Origin of the sequence: Nosocomiicoccus massiliensis (assembly GCF_000438455.1) — a bacterium.
GTDB lineage: Bacteria > Bacillota > Bacilli > Staphylococcales > Salinicoccaceae > Nosocomiicoccus > Nosocomiicoccus massiliensis.
Genome location: NZ_CAVG010000040.1, coordinates 25,920 through 42,940, shown reverse-complemented (window position 1 = coordinate 42,940; position 17,021 = coordinate 25,920). Strand labels below are relative to the sequence as shown.

Annotated in this window: 17 protein-coding genes, 1 riboswitch and 1 other annotated feature; of the genes, 12 read left to right on the top strand and 5 right to left on the bottom strand. The window is 35.2% G+C overall.

Annotation, left to right across the window (positions count from 1 at the left end; all coding sequences use genetic code 11):
- Positions 1–692: 692 nt before the first annotated feature.
- Complete coding sequence (locus tag TJ68_RS02075; protein WP_040928474.1) at positions 693–1,466, bottom strand: hypothetical protein; 774 nt, start codon at positions 1,464–1,466, stop codon at positions 693–695.
- Positions 1,467–1,582: 116 nt separating this feature from the next.
- Between TJ68_RS02075 and TJ68_RS02070 the strand changes: the two genes are divergently transcribed.
- Positions 1,583–2,437, top strand: coding sequence for a M23 family metallopeptidase (locus TJ68_RS02070; protein WP_238316012.1), 855 nt, complete (start codon positions 1,583–1,585; stop codon positions 2,435–2,437).
- Between the two features lie 74 nt (positions 2,438–2,511).
- On the opposite strand, the gene TJ68_RS02065 is transcribed toward TJ68_RS02070, so the two are convergent.
- On the bottom strand, positions 2,512–3,015 hold the full coding sequence (locus TJ68_RS02065; protein ID WP_040928472.1) for a hypothetical protein: 504 nt from the start codon (positions 3,013–3,015) through the stop codon (positions 2,512–2,514).
- Between the two features lie 355 nt (positions 3,016–3,370).
- Between TJ68_RS02065 and TJ68_RS02060 the strand changes: the two genes are divergently transcribed.
- From TJ68_RS02060 to TJ68_RS02015, 9 genes are all read left to right on the top strand, one after another.
- Entirely contained in the window at positions 3,371–4,432 is a 1,062-nt protein-coding gene (locus tag TJ68_RS02060) for an ABC transporter permease (RefSeq protein ID WP_052327251.1), read from the top strand.
- A gap of 6 nt (positions 4,433–4,438) precedes the next feature.
- Positions 4,439–5,092 carry an ABC transporter ATP-binding protein gene (locus tag TJ68_RS02055; protein WP_425325797.1) on the top strand — a complete coding sequence of 218 codons (654 nt, stop codon included), beginning with the start codon at positions 4,439–4,441 and terminating at the stop codon, positions 5,090–5,092.
- Positions 5,089–6,465: an ABC transporter permease gene (locus tag TJ68_RS02050; protein WP_040928468.1), complete on the top strand. Its 1,377-nt coding sequence runs from the start codon at positions 5,089–5,091 to the stop codon at positions 6,463–6,465. The genes TJ68_RS02055 and TJ68_RS02050 overlap by 4 nt, the downstream gene beginning before the upstream one ends.
- 29 nt (positions 6,466–6,494) lie before the next feature.
- On the top strand, positions 6,495–7,148 hold the full coding sequence (locus TJ68_RS02045; RefSeq protein ID WP_040928467.1) for a response regulator transcription factor: 654 nt from the start codon (positions 6,495–6,497) through the stop codon (positions 7,146–7,148).
- Positions 7,149–7,152: 4 nt separating this feature from the next.
- Positions 7,153–8,463, top strand: a complete 1,311-nt coding sequence (locus TJ68_RS02040) for a sensor histidine kinase (RefSeq protein ID WP_040928466.1) — start codon at positions 7,153–7,155, stop codon at positions 8,461–8,463.
- 197 nt (positions 8,464–8,660) lie between these two features.
- Positions 8,661–8,763: riboswitch (TPP riboswitch) on the top strand.
- 86 nt (positions 8,764–8,849) lie between these two features.
- Positions 8,850–9,599 carry a 3-oxoacyl-ACP reductase gene (locus TJ68_RS02035; protein WP_040928465.1) on the top strand — a complete coding sequence of 250 codons (750 nt, stop codon included), beginning with the start codon at positions 8,850–8,852 and terminating at the stop codon, positions 9,597–9,599.
- A gap of 101 nt (positions 9,600–9,700) precedes the next feature.
- Positions 9,701–9,949: a binding site (T-box leader), on the top strand.
- A gap of 124 nt (positions 9,950–10,073) precedes the next feature.
- The gene (locus tag TJ68_RS02030) at positions 10,074–11,171 is read left to right on the top strand and encodes a 5-methyltetrahydropteroyltriglutamate--homocysteine S-methyltransferase (RefSeq protein ID WP_420329221.1); all 1,098 of its coding nucleotides are present in this window, start codon (positions 10,074–10,076) and stop codon (positions 11,169–11,171) included.
- A gap of 411 nt (positions 11,172–11,582) precedes the next feature.
- Positions 11,583–12,101 (top strand): STM3941 family protein, encoded by a 519-nt coding sequence (locus TJ68_RS02020; RefSeq protein WP_040928461.1) that lies wholly within the window; start codon positions 11,583–11,585, stop codon positions 12,099–12,101.
- A gap of 124 nt (positions 12,102–12,225) precedes the next feature.
- Positions 12,226–13,413 (top strand): GTP-binding protein, encoded by a 1,188-nt coding sequence (locus TJ68_RS02015; RefSeq protein ID WP_040928460.1) that lies wholly within the window; start codon positions 12,226–12,228, stop codon positions 13,411–13,413.
- A 40-nt stretch (positions 13,414–13,453) separates the two neighbouring features.
- Here TJ68_RS02015 and TJ68_RS02010 read toward each other — a convergent pair whose 3' ends face one another.
- A complete protein-coding gene (locus TJ68_RS02010) occupies positions 13,454–14,185 on the bottom strand; it encodes a hypothetical protein (protein ID WP_040928459.1) in 732 nt (243 codons plus the stop codon).
- A 126-nt stretch (positions 14,186–14,311) separates the two neighbouring features.
- On the opposite strand from TJ68_RS02010, the gene TJ68_RS02005 reads away from it, so the two are divergent.
- Together TJ68_RS02005 and TJ68_RS02000 are read left to right on the top strand one after the other, a co-directional pair.
- Positions 14,312–14,731 carry a hypothetical protein gene (locus TJ68_RS02005; protein WP_040928458.1) on the top strand — a complete coding sequence of 140 codons (420 nt, stop codon included), beginning with the start codon at positions 14,312–14,314 and terminating at the stop codon, positions 14,729–14,731.
- An 83-nt stretch (positions 14,732–14,814) separates the two neighbouring features.
- Positions 14,815–15,060, top strand: coding sequence for a DUF3923 family protein (locus tag TJ68_RS02000; RefSeq protein ID WP_040928457.1), 246 nt, complete (start codon positions 14,815–14,817; stop codon positions 15,058–15,060).
- Between the two features lie 25 nt (positions 15,061–15,085).
- Here TJ68_RS02000 and TJ68_RS01995 read toward each other — a convergent pair whose 3' ends face one another.
- Positions 15,086–16,279: a trans-sulfuration enzyme family protein gene (locus TJ68_RS01995; RefSeq protein WP_040928456.1), complete on the bottom strand. Its 1,194-nt coding sequence runs from the start codon at positions 16,277–16,279 to the stop codon at positions 15,086–15,088.
- Between the two features lie 47 nt (positions 16,280–16,326).
- Positions 16,327–17,001: a hypothetical protein gene (locus TJ68_RS01990; protein ID WP_040928455.1), complete on the bottom strand. Its 675-nt coding sequence runs from the start codon at positions 16,999–17,001 to the stop codon at positions 16,327–16,329.
- Between the last annotated feature and the right edge of the window lie 20 nt (positions 17,002–17,021).

Below are 17,021 nucleotides of genomic sequence, written 5' to 3'. Positions count from 1 at the left end.
ATAGCTTATGTTGTTCTAGAATAGGCATGTATGAAAAATAAATAACTTAGTTAAAGAAGGAAATAAAGTAATAGTATGGGTTCATAATTGGCATGCCTTAAAAAATCCTGGGAAAATAAATATTCCTAGCGAAGAAGGACAAATATCTAGACCTACTGATCATTATTCTTTAGGTTACTTATTAAATCAATCTAATTTAAAAACCTTTGTTATTGGGACGTATTTTAACAGTGCTGAAAATTTTTCTTCAATTTATTTAAACAATGAAGATTTAGAAAAAATAACTGACGAAAAATTTTTAGAAGCACAACTTTCTTATTATCAGGAAAGTCCATTATTTATAAATCTAGAACAACATAAGCTATTAAATAATAGATACAATGCTTACGACGAAGGTTTTATAGAATATGAATTGAACCCTAGAGAACAATTCGATGGTCTTATCTATATTGAAGAAATCACTAATTAAGTATATTTTATGATTATATAAACAGTTAATTCACATTAGTGTTACAAATTAATTTTCATAGTGACGGTTTGTCGATGTTCAAATATTTTTATGCAAAGTTAGTCTAGGTGGAAAAGTGGCAAACTTGTTTGCTTACAAGTCCAGTATACAAATTGCATAGCAATTTGTATTCATATGAAATTTACAAGCACTTCTCGAGGAATCGAGGAGTGCTTGTTTTTACTTAACGCTCCGGTATTATTTCATCCAGAAACTCGCCATATTTTCCTTCATTATTTTTGGTTAACAAATGTCCGTAATTATCTAAGATAGTAATATGTGTTTCCCAACCGTTTTCTCTATAAAATTCTTCTCCTTCTTTACTTGCAGTTAAAGCGTCAAAAGGATGTTCTTTGCTGTCGCCTGTATCGTATTCTCCGACAATCCAATAAATAGGGAAGTCGCCCGGTATAATTTCATCTTTTGGGATACGCTCACTAATATTTTCAACTTTTGGAGAACCGCCGCCTCCAAAAAGAACTGCGCCTCCTTCTTTAATATCTAACTTTTGAAGTTTTTCGATTAGCCAGTAAGATGTTATTTCTGAACCACCTGAAAATCCACCTATCCAAAGAGTATTATGATTCGGTAGAGACTGAATTAATTCAATAAGATAATCTGAATTAAGATCTCCTTCTTCCCACCACGTATTATATTTTGTTGAAGGTGTTTTAGGAACGACTAGAGTTAAATTTTTATCTTTTGCCACATGTTTAATCCCTTTTGAACCTTCTAAATACTCTTTTGACTTTGGATTCTCGTATTCAAAAGCACCGTCACCATGTAGCCATAATAGTATGCCTTTAGAATTACTCACCGGGTAAATCATGTACTCACCTTCACGTCCCTTGGATGAAGTGAATGTTTTAGTAGAAGGACTGTTTGTTTTATAAATAAATAATGCGAGTAATAAAATTGCTATAATTATAAGCAATATCCACTTTAATTTAATGTCCAATTTTAGTTCTCCTTAATGAATGGTCTATTTAAGTTTACATCATCGAGATTCTGAATAGAAATATATGAATGTGATAGAATTAGGTATCTAGTTACATCTATGGAGGAGGGAATATCATGCAGCCAAAAGAGTTAGCGAACCTGATACTACAAGGTGATTTTGAAACAGTGTATAGTCAAACAAGTAATGAATTTCAAAACGAGATATCTCTAGATGAATTTCGTGAGATAGCGGAAGATTTCACAAAAGATATCACGGGACTGGAATTTCAATCTGAACTGCTTGATAATGATGAGTCAAAACAGTATGTATGGCTGGACGATAGTGGCACAAAAGGTATTGTTGCTGTTTTTAATAAAGATGATTTAATGGATGGAATACAGTTTTTACCAGTAGAGAGCTATCCAGAAACAGATGAAGTATATACTAAAACAATGTTTACACCCCCATTTAAGGGTGAGTGGCTAGTTGTTTGGGGTGGTATAAACACCTTAGTGAACTATCATTATGAGTATGAATCACAACGTTATGCGTATGATTTTATCGTTGTAAAAGACAAAAGATCATATGAGGGAGACAAAGAACTCAATGAAAGCTATTATGCGTTTGGCGAAGAGTATATCGCACCTGCAGATGGTATCGTTGTAGGGATTGAAAATGACATTAAAGATAACGAACCTGTTGGGGTATCTAATACAGATGAGCCAGCTGGGAACTATGTTATTTTAGATCATGGAAATGATGAATTTAGCCATCTTTCTCATTTTAAGTATCAATCAATTGTCGTTAAAGAAGGAGATACTGTAAAGAGAGGCGACTTACTTGGTCTTGTTGGAAACTCTGGGAACTCAAGTGAAGCCCATATTCATTTCCACGTTGCTGATTCAAGTGATTTGTGGGATTCAAAAAGTATTCGAATTAATTTTGATGGAAATAATGATATGCACCAGGGGGATATAATCACACGATAATAAAAATGACCTGTAGCTTTCAATACAATGATGTAATGGAAGTTACAGGTTTTATTTGTGTAAAGTACGTTGTATTAACGTTTAGACAATACATTTTCTAAGTATGCTATTTTTTTAAAATCTTTATTGTTGTTATTTTCATTTCTATAGCTGTCTTGTGATGAGGACTCATATATTTTTAAAAATTGCTCGAGTGAAGGGACGTAAAATTCAGCACCCTCAATAGACACGTGCTGTAAATCAGACAACTGCACATTCGCGAATTCAGGTAATGTATCGATACACCCGTATTCAACACTCGTCGTACCATTAGAAAACTCATTCTCATGTCGGTCAATTAACTGATAGTCGAGACGATTCATGACCGACTGAATAGCATCAAAATGATAGATTCTCTCCTCGTCAGGCGCCTCCCAACCACGTGGATCCCCGTGTACATGTATATCGATATCACTCGGATTCCATTCTTTTTTAGACACTAATTCTAAACCTAAAGATCCCATTAATGTTGGTTTTATATTTACTTGATTTAAATCACGACAAATTTTAATAAATTCATTGAATAGTAATTGATTCATTAGGCACCTCCTGTGATTGTTATATACGTATTATAATAATAAATTAAAACCTTATAAATAAAAGTTTCAAGCATTTCTTGATTATTCAAGAAGTGCTTTTTTATTTCTCAAATTTCTTTCCCCATTTCATATACGTTTTATAAATGAGTTGTATTATAAGCTTGTAAATGTTTGAAGGAGGTTTGTGATGTTAAGGAATGCATGGGTTTATGTTACTAGAAAGATGAGACGGACGGTGATTTTGCTTTTAATTTTAGCGGTCGTTCTCTCATGTTTATATTCTTGCTTTAATTTTTTATATACGACAAATCAATTGAAGTCGTCGCTTGAGAAGTCATCTCGTTCTTCTCTAGTAGTGAAGAAAAAAGACGGCGGTGACTTTTTACGTTCGGAGTTTAACTCTGTTGAGGGTGATCAGGAGGTTGTTTCTAAATATAAAGGACTCGCGAAACCTAAAGGTTTAAAAGTGATTGAAGCTGCTCAGACGGTGATGCGGGAGGATTTACCGAGTGAGTTTAGAAAAGTGCTCGCTTTTGAAGCGGTTGAGGACGTGAAACGACATGAGCTATTTCAAAGTGGCGCGTTCACTATTGAAGCGGGTGAAAACTTAAGTGAGAACGATGATGATGGTATTTTAATCCACGAGGCTCTTGCGAAAGAAAATAACTTAAAAGTGAATGATGAAATTTCCTTAGAGATGTTTGAGACAAATAGTGAAAAGGCACATGCGCCGTATACGTTTAAAATTAAAGGGATTTTCTCAGGTAAAAAACAAGAACAATATACAGGTTTAACATCTGATTTCAGTGAAAACACGGTGTTTATGAATTACAAAACAAGTCAGCGTGCACTTGGATTAGATGGAGATCGAGTTGTGAATGAATTAGAGATGTTCACAAAAGAACCAGGAAAGTTAAAAGAAACGTTAGAACAATCGAGCGTACTTAGTGCGGAGTTTTACTTTGATGAAAAAAACGATCCGTTTAAAGACGTCATTGAATCATATGGCAGCATGAACGACATGATCAAATTTATGGCATATTCGATATTAGTCGGTGGAATTTTAGTGTTATCACTCGTACTTACATTCTTTATAAGAGAGCGAATTTACGAGATTGCGATTTTACTATCAATAGGTGTCAGTAAATTTAAGATTATTATGCAGTTTTTAGCAGAACTGCTAATTATATCTATACCGGCACTCGTGTTGTCGTACATCTTTAGCTATTTTGCTGTTGGGAGAATTATTGAGAAACAATTTATAGGTAATGAACTACCAGTAGAAATGACACATCATTTATCTACATTTGTAATGAGTTACGGATTATTGATTGTCATTATCGTGATATCTATAGTTATCGCATCGTTAATGATTCTCGTTAAAACGCCGAAAGAACTATTATCAAAAATCAGTTAGGAGATTATTATGAGCATATTAGAAATTAAAAACGTATCGTATCAATATAAAAGCGGTAAAGGAAAAGTGTTATCGAATATAAGCGAGACATTTGAAAAGGGGAAATTTTACGCAATTGTCGGTAAATCAGGATCTGGTAAGTCGACGTTACTGTCGTTACTTGCTGGGCTAGATGAGCCGACGAGTGGCCAAGTATTATTTGATGGTGAAGATATTAAAAATGAAGGGTACACGACGCATAGAAAAGATCATATATCGTTAGTGTTTCAAAATTATAATTTAATCGATTATTTATCTCCACTAGAAAATATTCGTTTAGTAAACAAAGCAGCGTCGTCAGATATATTATTAGCGCTTGGTCTTGGTCCAAATGAAGTGAAAAGAAACGTCTTAAAACTTTCAGGAGGTCAGCAACAACGTGTGGCAATTGCGCGTGCATTAGTATCAAAAGCACCGGTTATATTAGCAGATGAACCAACTGGAAACTTAGATGACAATACAGCATCAGATATTATCGAAATACTAAAAGAACTCGCAATCGAAAGAGATAAGTGTGTCATCGTCGTTACACATAGTAGAGCGGTCGCAAAAGCAGCAGACGTCGTATTAGAACTGAAACAAAAAACGCTTCAACGTGTCGATAGGGAGGCAGTAAAATGATAAAGAACGCCTTTCACTATGTGACGAGAAAGAAATTAAAAAGTTTAATTATAATGAGTGTCATTTTAATTATGACAACACTGTCTTTAATTGGTTTATCTATTAAAGATGCGACTGAAAAAGCATCCGAAGAAACGTTCGGAAACGTTATGAACAGTTTCATAATGGAAATTAACCGACAAGTAAACCCAGGTACGCCTAGAGGTGGCGGTAATATTAAAGGTGAAGATATTAAGAAGATATCTGAAGTGAAAAGTATCGATCACTACGTTAAAAGAATTAACAGTGTCGCAGACTTAGTAGATCACGATATTATCGAAACACCTGAAACAGCAGTTGACCCGTCGAGTGACCGTGCGAAATATTTTAAGCGTACTGTTATGTTAACAGGGGTCAATGATTCATCTAAAGAAACTAAATTTGTATCTGAAAGTTATAAACTCGTTGAAGGTGAGCATCTTAAAGATGGAGATGTCAATAAAGTCATCCTTCATAAAGAACTTGCTGAAAAGAACAATCTAAAAGTTGGAGATACAATTAAAATCAAGTCTAACGTGTATGATGCGGATAACGAAAAAGGCGCAGATGAAATGGTGGAAGCTGAAATCATCGGATTATTTGATGGCGAAAACAACGGCCCTGTCACTGCTCCACAAGAGTTATATCAAAATACGATAATGACAGATTTAAATACAGCAGCTAAAGTATATGGAAATACAGAAGACACTGCAGTATATCAAGATGCGACATTCTTTGTTAAAGGGGATACGAGTTTAGAAACGGTCGTTAAAGACCTTGAAAAACTCGACATCAACTGGAGTAAGTACAGCTTAGTGAAGAGTACGTCAAACTTCCCAGCGTTAGAAGAGTCTATCTCAAGCATTAGTAGCATTGCGAACACGTTATTTATCGGATCGCTTATATTTGCTGGTGTCATCGTGTCATTACTATTATTCTTATGGATGAACGCGAGAAGAAAAGAAATTGCGATATTATTATCGTTAGGGATTTCGAAAGCTCAGATATTAATACAACTTATATTTGAAGTAATATTTATATCGATCCCTGCGTTTATTTTCTCAACAATTATCGCAAAATATACAGCTCAGATATTCGGTGAAAAAATCTTAAGTAAAGTATCTGACGATATTCAAAAACAAATCGAGTCACAGTCATCATCTAGTCAGTTAGGTGGCGGAGCGGAAGTCGATGGATTTAATAGAACATTAACGCATTTAGATGTTAATATATTAACTGAATCAGTCGTTTACGTTGTAATCTTTATGTCTATCGTTTTACTCGTATCAGTCATTATTGCTTCTATAAATATTCTTAAAAAGAACCCGAAGGATTTACTTATAGATACGAAGTAACAGAATACAATTATAGGTAAGGAGATCATATGAAAGTACTCATTGTTGAAGATGACAAAATAATAAGAGAAGGCATCGCAGAGTATTTATCTGAATTTGGCTACACTGTGATAGAAGCTGAAGATGGTGGAGTAGCGTTAGAATTATTTAACCGTGATATAAAGCTCGTTATTCTAGACATACAACTACCAGTCTTGAACGGTTTAGACGTGTTAAAAGAGATTAGAAAAAAGAGCACGCTACCGGTCTTGATGTTAACAGCTTTTAACGATGAAGCGTATAAGATCGATGCGTTTACACACTTTGCAGATGGCTATATCGAAAAACCATTCTCCTTACCTGTATTAAAAGTAAGAGTCGATGCGCTCATTAAAAAACATTATAGTAATGTAGAAAAATTTGAGTATCGTGATACAGAAGTGAACTTCACAAGTTACACAGCGACAGTGAACGGTGAGCCAGTTGACGTGAATCCGAAAGAATTAGAGATATTAAAATGTTTACTCATCAATGAAGGTAATGCATTAACACGGTCGCAAATATTAGATAACGTATGGAAAGATACCGACGACGCCCCCTATGATCGTGTGATTGATGTGTACATTAAAGAGTTGCGAAAGAAACTACACCTCGACTGTATTAAAACGATACGTAATGTCGGCTATAGACTGGAGAGACAATAACATTATGAAAATATTTCCTAAAATGTTTATACAAATCTTTTCAGTTCTATTAGTCGTTACGTTACTCATTCATCTATTTGTCTTTTTAGTTTTCCCCAAACCGTATTTAGAAAGTCGAAAAGATGAAATTTATCGTAAAGCAGAAGAAATATCAGCAAACTTAAATGGAGAGTCACTATACTATGTCCAAGAATCATTAAATTTCTATTCGGAGAATAGTGAAATTAAAGTCACTTTAAAAGGCAACCACAATAACAATGCTGTAGAGATTAACAAAGACGTTGGCATCGATCCGACGAGTAGTAATAACTCACTTATCATCGAGGAGCGTACAATTACTTTAAATAGTGGTGAAAATCTAGACGTTCAGTTTATATCAACCGCAGATATGCAAAAGGATGCGAGAGATTTAAGCTTTAAGTTTCTCCCGTATTCACTACTGTTATCATTAATCGTATCTGTTATCGTTGCGCTCGTTTATGCGAAGTTTATAAAAAACAATATAGAAGAGATAAAATATGTAACAGACGATATGATGTTGCTCGATAAAAACGCATCGTTAACCGTCACGTCAAACGACGAAATCGGAGATTTAAAAAGACAAATTAACGAATTGTATTTTACGTTATTACAGTCGATTGACGATTTAGAAGTTAAAAACAAAGAGATTTTAAAGTTAGAAGCGTTAAAATATGATTTTTATAGAGGCGCATCTCATGAGTTAAAAACACCACTCGCAAGTCTTAAAATTATACTCGAGAACATGCAGTATAACATCGGGAAATACAAAGATAGAGATAAATATATCGCGAATTGTATTGAAATTACAGATGAACTTTCACAAAACATCACGCAAATTTTATCGTTGTCATCTGTCGATCATTTAAAGGAAGATGAAGCGGAAATTCTAATTAACGACGTCTTACAAAACGTTTTAGATAAATATCGTGTGATTTCAAAACAAAAAAATATTACAATTAGTAATCGAGTAGAAGACGAGACGATATATATTAACCATCAGGCGTTAACAATGATTATGTCAAACTTAGTGAGTAACGCAGTCAAATACACCGACGAATACGGTGAGATTAATATCGGTGTAGATAATGACTGGTTCTTTATCGAAAATACGTATAAAAATGTTAAAGCGCTAAATACTGACGGGATATTTGATGTGAAATTTGATATCAACAAGAAGACGAGTAATGGACTCGGCTTATATATCGTGAGTAGTTTATTAGACAATTACAATAAGGAATATAAAGTTGAAACGACAGATAACTCATTTATTTTTAAAATAAAAATTAACGGATAATAATATGGAATCACCTCTATGAAAATAGAGGTGATTTTATTTTAATAATCTTTTAAACATGCACGTGCAGACGAGATACCGTTAGAAGAAGATATATCATTTTATAAGAGCACATATCCTGTGACAGAATGATGATTTAGAAATGTTATAAACAATTGACGTAGTTGAAAGCGTTTTGTATATTAAAGTTAATATAAGAGATACACTAGGGGAATTTAGAAATAAATTGAGATGAGTTTACTCAGACCCTTTGAACCTGATCTAGTTTAAACTAGCGTAGGAAAGTGTGCATATACATAACGGATTGCTGCGTGCAATTCTTCTTTGTGCACCTTCCTAATTGGAAGGTGTATTTTTTATATGAAAAATATTAAAGGAGTATTGGTATGAAGACAATTTTAGTCACAGGTGGCGCACGTGGATTAGGTGCAGCGATTGTTGATGCGTTAAGCGCTAAAGGTTACAACGTCGTTATTAATTATAACGAGAGTAAGGAATTAGCAGAGAAAAAGGTACAAGAATTAGGAGAGGACAAAGCAATCGCATATAAAGCAGATGTTAGAAACCGTGAAGAAGTTGACCAAATGGTTGAAGCGGCGATTGAAAAATTTGGTCGTATCGACGGCATTGTTAATAATGCTTTAATTGGATTTAAGTTCGATCCAGTCGCACAAAAAGCATTTAAAGATTTAGATTGGGAAGATTACGAACAGCAATTAGAAGGTACGATGAAAGCAGCATTTAACGTAAGTCAAAGTGTGATTGAACATTTCATTGAACAAAAAAGCGGTTCGATTGTTAATATAGGTACGAACCTCTTCCAAAACCCGGTCGTACCATATCATGAATACACGAGCGCAAAAGCTGGTTTACTCGGTATGACTAGAAATATCGCAAGTGAACTCGGTCAACATGGAATTCGTGCAAACATGGTGTCTGGTGGGTTATTAAAGACAACAGATGCTTCGAGTGTTACGACAGATGAGGTGTTTGATTTAATAGCGAATAATACACCACTTAGACAAGTCACAACGCCAAATGATGTTGCAAATATGGTCGCATTCCTTTCTTCAGATGAAGCAAAAAGTGTGACAGGGCAAAACATTACAGTAGATGGTGGACTAACGATGAACTAGTACGCGCTCTAATATTGAACAGTATTTAATTTTTCAGATAATTTTAAAAATTGTATTGATTTTAATTTCTTGTGTGTGATATAGTTATTCACAACAATAAATTAAAGCTGTTGATGAGGAAAGTAAAAGTAACGAAGACGTTACAGAGAGTCTTTGGTTGGTGAGAAAAGACGGTTGGAATTATTTTGAAAATGGCCTCTAAAGCATTGATTCGAACTTTAAAGTAAGAGTTAATCGGTTGCTTCCGTTACAAAGCCAGGGTATAAGCGTATATTTACGCCGTGCCTGTGAGGTGTATTTCGCGAGAAATGCATAAAGTAAGGTGGTAACACGTGTATAGCGTCCTTTGAATTGTATCATTCAAAGGGCGTTTTTTTTTGGCAGCTATTTAAATGGGGCGATTAAAATCGAAAGTGACATGATGAAAACGAGTTGAAGAAAAAGTGTATGAAAAATTAAATTAAAAATTAGGAGATGTTTAATATGACAAAAGGACCATTCAAAGCAGATCACGTAGGAAGTTTACTAAGACCAGAACGCATTCATAACGCACGAAAAGATTTTAAAGAAGGTAACATTTCTAAAGAAGAATTATTTAAAATAGAAACAGAAGAAATTGAAAAAGTCGTCGACAAACAAATAGAAGTAGGGCTAAAAGCAGTCACAGACGGCGAATTTAGAAGACGCTTTTGGCATACAGACTTTTTAGAACAATTAAACGGTGTCGAAGGGTATGAACCAGAGCAAGGATATACGTTCGTCGGTGAAGTTACAGAAGCGTGGAACATTCGAAACAACGGTAAAATTTCATTTAACAAAAACCACCCACATGTCGAAGAATTTAAATTATTTAAGGAAATAGTAAACGGGCGTGCAGTCGCAAAACAAACAATCCCAAGCCCGAACCAACTATTTAACGAAGGTATTCGTGATAAGTCTATCTATCCAAATATTAAAGACTATGCAGACGATATTATCAAAACATATCAAGATGCAGTCGAGGCGTTTTATGAAGCGGGGTGTCGTTACTTACAATTTGATGACGTGTACATCGCAGGACTTAATGCAGAAGATTACTTATGGGGAGATACTGAATTAAGTCGACAAGAAGCAATTGATCTAGCGCTTTATGTCGTGAATTCTATTTTAGAAGTAAAACCAGATGACCTCGTCATCACAACACATCTATGCCGTGGAAACTACCGTTCAAAACACGCGTTTGAAGGCAGTTATGCAAAAATTGCACCGACATTATTTAAAAAAGAGAAAGTCGATGGATTCTTCTTAGAATATGACGATGACAGATCTGGAGACTTTGAACCACTAGATTATATTCCAAACGACGGTCCAAAAGTAGTGCTTGGATTATTCACCTCTAAGCACGGTGAACTTGAAGACAAAGAAACAATAAAAGAAAGAATCGAAGAAGCGAGCCAGTTTATACCAAAATCACAAATTTGCTTATCACCGCAATGCGGTTTCGCATCGACACACCACGGTAACATACTCACTGAAGAAGAACAGTGGAACAAACTACGCTACATTGTCGAGCTTGCAGAAGAATTACTTTAATATGAAGAAAAATCCTCTCTTGTAGAGGGTTTTTCTTATGTGTCTGTACTTTTTAAATTATAAAAGAAATTAAAATTAAATATATTGTTCGGAGAATCAGGTAAATAATTAAGAAAGATATAATAGGTTTTACTAGTGCATCTTTATTATTCTTTTTCAATTGATATATCCCAAAAATTATTATCAATGGAATTACTATATAACCGACTATAATATGATTAAGAAAGAAATCCAAAATTTCATCCACCCTTTCATATTGGATAAATTCATATGGCTGAAAATGACTAAGAATCCATCTATTAAACCTTATAATACTCACTATCTCTAGGTCAAACTTCACTTCAAATTAAAATGTTTTTCTCAACTAAGTGCTGGGTAAACGTTTTATATCAAGTTAATGGAGGAAATCGTATGAACGAAATTGTGATTAAAAAGAGCAAAAAGAAAGTAACGATGCTAATCTTATTCTCGATTGTCTTTATCGGTCTAAGCGTATTTATACTGCTTTACGGTTTAAATAAAGAAAGCTTATTACTATCAATCGTCGGTGGAGCAGGGGTCGGTTTTTCTCTCGCAGGACTATTTGCTACGATTAAAATGTACCGTTCAGGAGATACGTTACTCGTTATTAACGACAAAGGATTTTACGATTATTCATCACTCATGGCGACGAATGATCAGTTAATTGAATGGAATGAAGTCAGTCAAATTCAACATGCTGAAATGAGCGGACAGCAATTCGTGAATGTTCAATTAAAGAATCCAGATGAGACGCTACGCAATCTGTCAGATTTTGCTAAAAAGATGGCAAAAGCAAACGAAAACATGGGACTACCGGGAATTAACGTAAACGCAAATATCGCAGTCGGGTATGATGCAACGGAGTTAGTCGAACTCATGAACAATTACTTAAAACAAATGAATAATTAAAAGAGATAGAGTCTTATACTACGAAGTAGTGTAAGGCTCTTTTATTATGAGCGAATCATTGACTTAAAAATTTCAAACATGTTATTATATAGAACGTAACAATTACGATTTAGGAGATTTATAAATGAAAAGAATACCAGTAACTATACTTAGCGGTTACCTCGGTGCAGGTAAAACGACGCTAATGAACCACATTTTAAACAATACAGAAGGCTTAAAAGTAGCAGTACTCGTAAACGATATGAGTGAAATTAATATCGACGCAGACTTAATTGCGAATGGAAGTAGCTTAAGTCGTACAGATGAAAAGTTTGTAGAACTTTCTAACGGATGTATTTGTTGTACATTACGCGAGGACTTACTCGTAGAAATTGAAAAGTTATCTAAACAAGATATCGACTACATTTTAATCGAATCAACAGGTATCAGTGAGCCAGTTCCAGTTGCACAGACGTTTTCATATGTCGATGAATCACTCGGTATCGACTTAACAAAAACGACTTACATCGATACGATGGTCACAGTAGTAGACGCATATCGATTCTGGAATGACTATAACTCAGGCGAAACACTACTCGATCGCCAAGAAGGAATGAGCGAAGTCGACGAGCGTGAAGTGAGTGACTTACTCATCGACCAAATCGAGTTTTGTGACGTCATCGTATTAAATAAAACAGACTTAGTATCTGAAGATGAGTTATCACAATTAAAACGTACAATTCGTACGTTACAACCTGAAGCGGAAATTATTGAAACAGTGAACGCAGAATTACCACTCGAAAAGGTATTAAACACAGGGCGCTTTGATTATGAAAAAGCAGCATCATCTGCAGGATGGTTAAGAGAGCTTGAAATGGGACATGAAAACCATACACCAGAAACAGAAGAATACGGTATTTCAAGTTTCGTATATAAACGCACATTACCATTCAACGCAAAACGCTTTGACGATTTCTTACAAGAAATGCCAGAAAACATCGTCCGTGCAAAAGGACTCGCATGGCTCGCGTCAAGAAATGACTTTGCAATCATGGTATCACAAGCAGGAAGAAGTGTCGGAATCGAACCAGTGAGCTACTGGGTAGCAGCGATGCCTACAGAAACACGCCGTCAAATATTAGCAGAAAATAGAGAAATGGCACAAACGTGGGATCCAGAATACGGAGACAGAAGAAACGAACTCGTATTCATTGGAATCGACTTAGACAAAGAAGCAATCACAAAACAATTAGATGAATGCCTAATCAACGCAGAAGAAATGGAACAAGACTGGAACACATTAGAAGATCCATATCCATGGCAGATTGCATAAAATTAAGCCCTACACCTATATTTTAGGTGTAGGGCTTGTTTTAATTCTTATTATGCGGGTCAGCTTCAGGATTATTTTTGAAATACTCTTCATGATCATGATATTCTTCAAACATATTTGCAAGCTGTAAGATTCGTTCATCATCTTTATACTTTTCATATAAATCATCGATACGATATTCTGAAGCTAGAGTAAGACCATGTTCATTAGGTTTCGTATATTCATATCTAGGAGCTTCCTGAGCTGTTACTAATACTACATATTCTTCTCCAATGGAAAAGTAAGCATCACCATGCGAATTGGGCTTAGGAAGAACTAAATATATATCTACCTCATAAGGGTAGGCTAAATCAAATCCACGATTAACATATGGGATGAGTCCAATCTTTTTAATCCCTGTTAATTCTTTATATTCAATACTTCTATCTGGCATATACAGCTCATATGTATATTTATTTTGAATTACATCATTTGCATCGGGCAATATATAATTGTCATCTTCAATAGGAATTTGGTCAAACCAAGTCATTGCAAGAATCTGATCTCTAGTAAGCTCTTCTCTTTTAATCAACGGCTCGTCTTTATTTTCTTCTTGTTTAGACTTTTCTGCAGAATCTTCTTTACTCGAATCCTCTTTAGATGATTCATCGACCTCTTCAACATTCGAACTATCCTTTCGTTCGACCGTATTGTCTTCGATAGGAACAGGAGTTTTGCTACATGCGACTAAAATAAGTGTAGATAACATCATTACATAGATTATTTTCTTCATAATGCACCTCTAAATGGTTTTAAATATATTATATCAGAGTGAATAAACAATACATTTAAAAATATAATCAATGTGTAAAATTTGGTATAATAATAAGAGAAGGGAATATAAAAAGGAGGCATCATTATGAGTGAACAATTAACGAATAGACGAAAAGTCAGAGGGCTACTCCGAGAGTTAGAAGACATTCTTTTTGATATTTCTGTAAAGGAAGCGGACAATAACAACTTTCTCATTATAGAAAGTGAGTTAGAGTCGAAACTCTTTAATGAAGGAGTTTCAGGAGGAGAAGACGAGCTAGAAATCGTCATTGCATTAACAGATGAAAACGTACACTATAAGCTAGAAGTAGAAGCGGAATATCCGTCAAGTAAACTAGAAGTTGAAGTGTATAAAAAAGGTGCAGATGAGCTAAAATTTGTACGAGCAAATGAACTACCAGCACAGCTGAAATCATCAGAAGAGTTCAGAGCAAAATTAAACGAACTATCTAAAGTTGTAGAAAGCCTCGGTGGCGAAAACTTTACAGATCTGTTTGGAGAATAGAAAAATCCCCAAGTAATTGATGATAATTGCTTGGGGTCTTTTTTAAGAATAATATGTTATTCTAAAAAAAAGGTGATGATGTTATGAAAGGCTCATGGATTTTTTGGTGGATAATCACGATTGTAGAAGTCGCAAGCTTTTTAGCAATTTCAGCATTTCTTTGGTTACGAGAAGTTGATGCAACTGGTGCAGTTCAAACAACGGAATTAAAACTTCTTAATATCGCAGTGTTAGCGGCAGCTTTTATAATACCGTTTATCATACAAGTCGTATGGTTAGTTATTAATATTGTTATTAAAAATAGACAAAGAAGAACCCCGTTAAGTTAAAATTTTTAGCTTAACGGGGTTTTATTTATTTAATAAACTCTTCTTTTACCTTATCAAACGCTTGATCTAAGTCGTTGATAATGTCTTCTGCCGCTTCAAGTCCAACGGACAAACGTATGAGGCTTTCTGTTAGGTTGAATTTATGTAACTCGTCCACTGGTATTGCGGAGTGTGTCATGGATGCTGGGTGTTGGATGAGTGTTTCTGGGTCACCTAAACTGAATGATATGATGATGAGTTTTAAATGGTTTAATAGTGCTTCTGCCATCGTTGAATCTCCATCGATTTCAAATGATACGACTGCACCACTGTCTGCCATTTGTTTCTCTATAATTTCTTTTTGTGGATGGTTTTCATCACCCGGGAAATAGACGTTTTTGACGAATGGATGTGTGTTTAGGTAGTGAAATACTGCTTTTGCATTTTCACAGTGTCTATCCATTCGTACGGATAATGTTTTAATCCCACGGAGGATTAAGAACGCATCCCACGCGTTTAAGTTTTGTCCGAGTTCTCCCATGATGTTTTGGCGCATAAATGCGATGTCTTCTTTTGATCCACAAATGAGGCCTGCGACGACGTCACCGTGACCGTTTAAGTATTTTGTTGCACTATGTACGACGATATCTGCGCCGAGTGTGAGTGGGCGCTGTAAGTATGGTGACATAAACGTGTTATCGATAACGACTTTTAAGTGATGTTTCTTTGCGACGTGTGATATTGCTTCTATGTCTAATATTGTTAACGTCGGGTTGGATGGTGTTTCGATAAAAATCACTTTTGTATTGTCTTTAATATGTTGTTCTATTGTATTTGTATTAGTGCAGTCGATATAGTCGTATTCGATGTTATATCGGCTTGCGATTTTTGTTAAGAAACTGTACGTACCGCCGTATAAGTCTTTTGTAACGAGTACGTGATCACCGGATTTTAGTTGTGAGAGTAGTGCGATACTAATTGCTGCCATACCGCTACTTACTGCAAGTGCATCGTCTGCTTCTTCTAGACTCGCGATTTTTTGTTCTAATTGCTTAGTCGTATCATTACCGTAACGACCGTAATGAATTTCAGATGCACATTTTGTCGCATGCTGAGCATCAGTCGTACAGTCAAATGAGTATGCAACAGCTGGAACAATCGGTTGAACGATTGCGCCCGCTTCTTTTTCTGTCTGACAGTTATGAATAATCTTCGTGTTAAAGTTAACGTTTGAACGCATGATTGAAACTCCTTCAGTTAGAATGTAGTAATTTTAAAATGTATTTTTTATTCTCCATACATAGAATCTATTTTTTCGTAATACGCTTCCATATTTTCGTAGCTGTTCATTCGTTCCATGAGGTTTAATATGTTTTCGTTGTTTTTATGTTTTTCGTATAATTCCTTAATGTTATATTGATGGCCATAGTTTAAAGCTTCTTGATATGTAAGTTCGCCGAGTGATGAATAAAGTAACGTGTATGTTTCTCCGACTGCAAATACGGACATGCCACCCATGCTTGGCGGGTTAACGACGTAGAATGATAATGGATCTTCTGGTGTGTCTACGAGCACTTCAGTGACGTCTACATTGATGATACTGACTTCTGGTATTTGATTCGTTACGTCAGCGCTTTCACCGCCGGGGTAAAGAGGACGCGAATATTCTCCAGCGAATATCTCTTCTGCTGTCGGTAATACGTATTCGTTAAACTCGTCGATCACTTGTTGATCGTAAATCGTCATTGCTAATAGATGTTCTGTCGTTAGGTCTTCAAATGCGATTAGGGGTGTGTCTTCTTTTGATTCAGTTTCTTCTTTGTCTTTTTCTGTATCAGATTCTGCTTCTTGGTGCGAACGCTCGACTTCGTTTTTAGGCTTCTCAGTTTCAGCAACGTCTTTTTTACTACACGCAGCGAGTATGAGTAAAAGTGAAGCGAATGCGAATAATACTTTTTTCAAAAATTACCACCTCACATTAT

Bases quoted from the DNA above. Each gene is read 5' to 3' on its own strand.
- TJ68_RS02070 (WP_238316012.1), top strand. From the start codon at position 1,583: ATGCAGCCAAAAGAGTTAGCGAACCTGATACTACAAGGTGATTTTGAA.
- TJ68_RS02065 (WP_040928472.1), bottom strand. From the start codon at position 3,015: ATGAATCAATTACTATTCAATGAATTTATTAAAATTTGTCGTGATTTA.
- TJ68_RS02050 (WP_040928468.1), top strand. From the start codon at position 5,089: ATGATAAAGAACGCCTTTCACTATGTGACGAGAAAGAAATTAAAAAGT.
- TJ68_RS02045 (WP_040928467.1), top strand. From the start codon at position 6,495: ATGAAAGTACTCATTGTTGAAGATGACAAAATAATAAGAGAAGGCATC.
- TJ68_RS02040 (WP_040928466.1), top strand. From the start codon at position 7,153: ATGAAAATATTTCCTAAAATGTTTATACAAATCTTTTCAGTTCTATTA.
- TJ68_RS02035 (WP_040928465.1), top strand. From the start codon at position 8,850: ATGAAGACAATTTTAGTCACAGGTGGCGCACGTGGATTAGGTGCAGCG.
- TJ68_RS02030 (WP_420329221.1), top strand. From the start codon at position 10,074: ATGTTTAATATGACAAAAGGACCATTCAAAGCAGATCACGTAGGAAGT.
- TJ68_RS02020 (WP_040928461.1), top strand. From the start codon at position 11,583: ATGAACGAAATTGTGATTAAAAAGAGCAAAAAGAAAGTAACGATGCTA.
- TJ68_RS02015 (WP_040928460.1), top strand. From the start codon at position 12,226: ATGAAAAGAATACCAGTAACTATACTTAGCGGTTACCTCGGTGCAGGT.
- TJ68_RS02010 (WP_040928459.1), bottom strand. From the start codon at position 14,185: ATGAAGAAAATAATCTATGTAATGATGTTATCTACACTTATTTTAGTC.
- TJ68_RS02005 (WP_040928458.1), top strand. From the start codon at position 14,312: ATGAGTGAACAATTAACGAATAGACGAAAAGTCAGAGGGCTACTCCGA.
- TJ68_RS02000 (WP_040928457.1), top strand. From the start codon at position 14,815: ATGAAAGGCTCATGGATTTTTTGGTGGATAATCACGATTGTAGAAGTC.
- TJ68_RS01995 (WP_040928456.1), bottom strand. From the start codon at position 16,279: ATGCGTTCAAACGTTAACTTTAACACGAAGATTATTCATAACTGTCAG.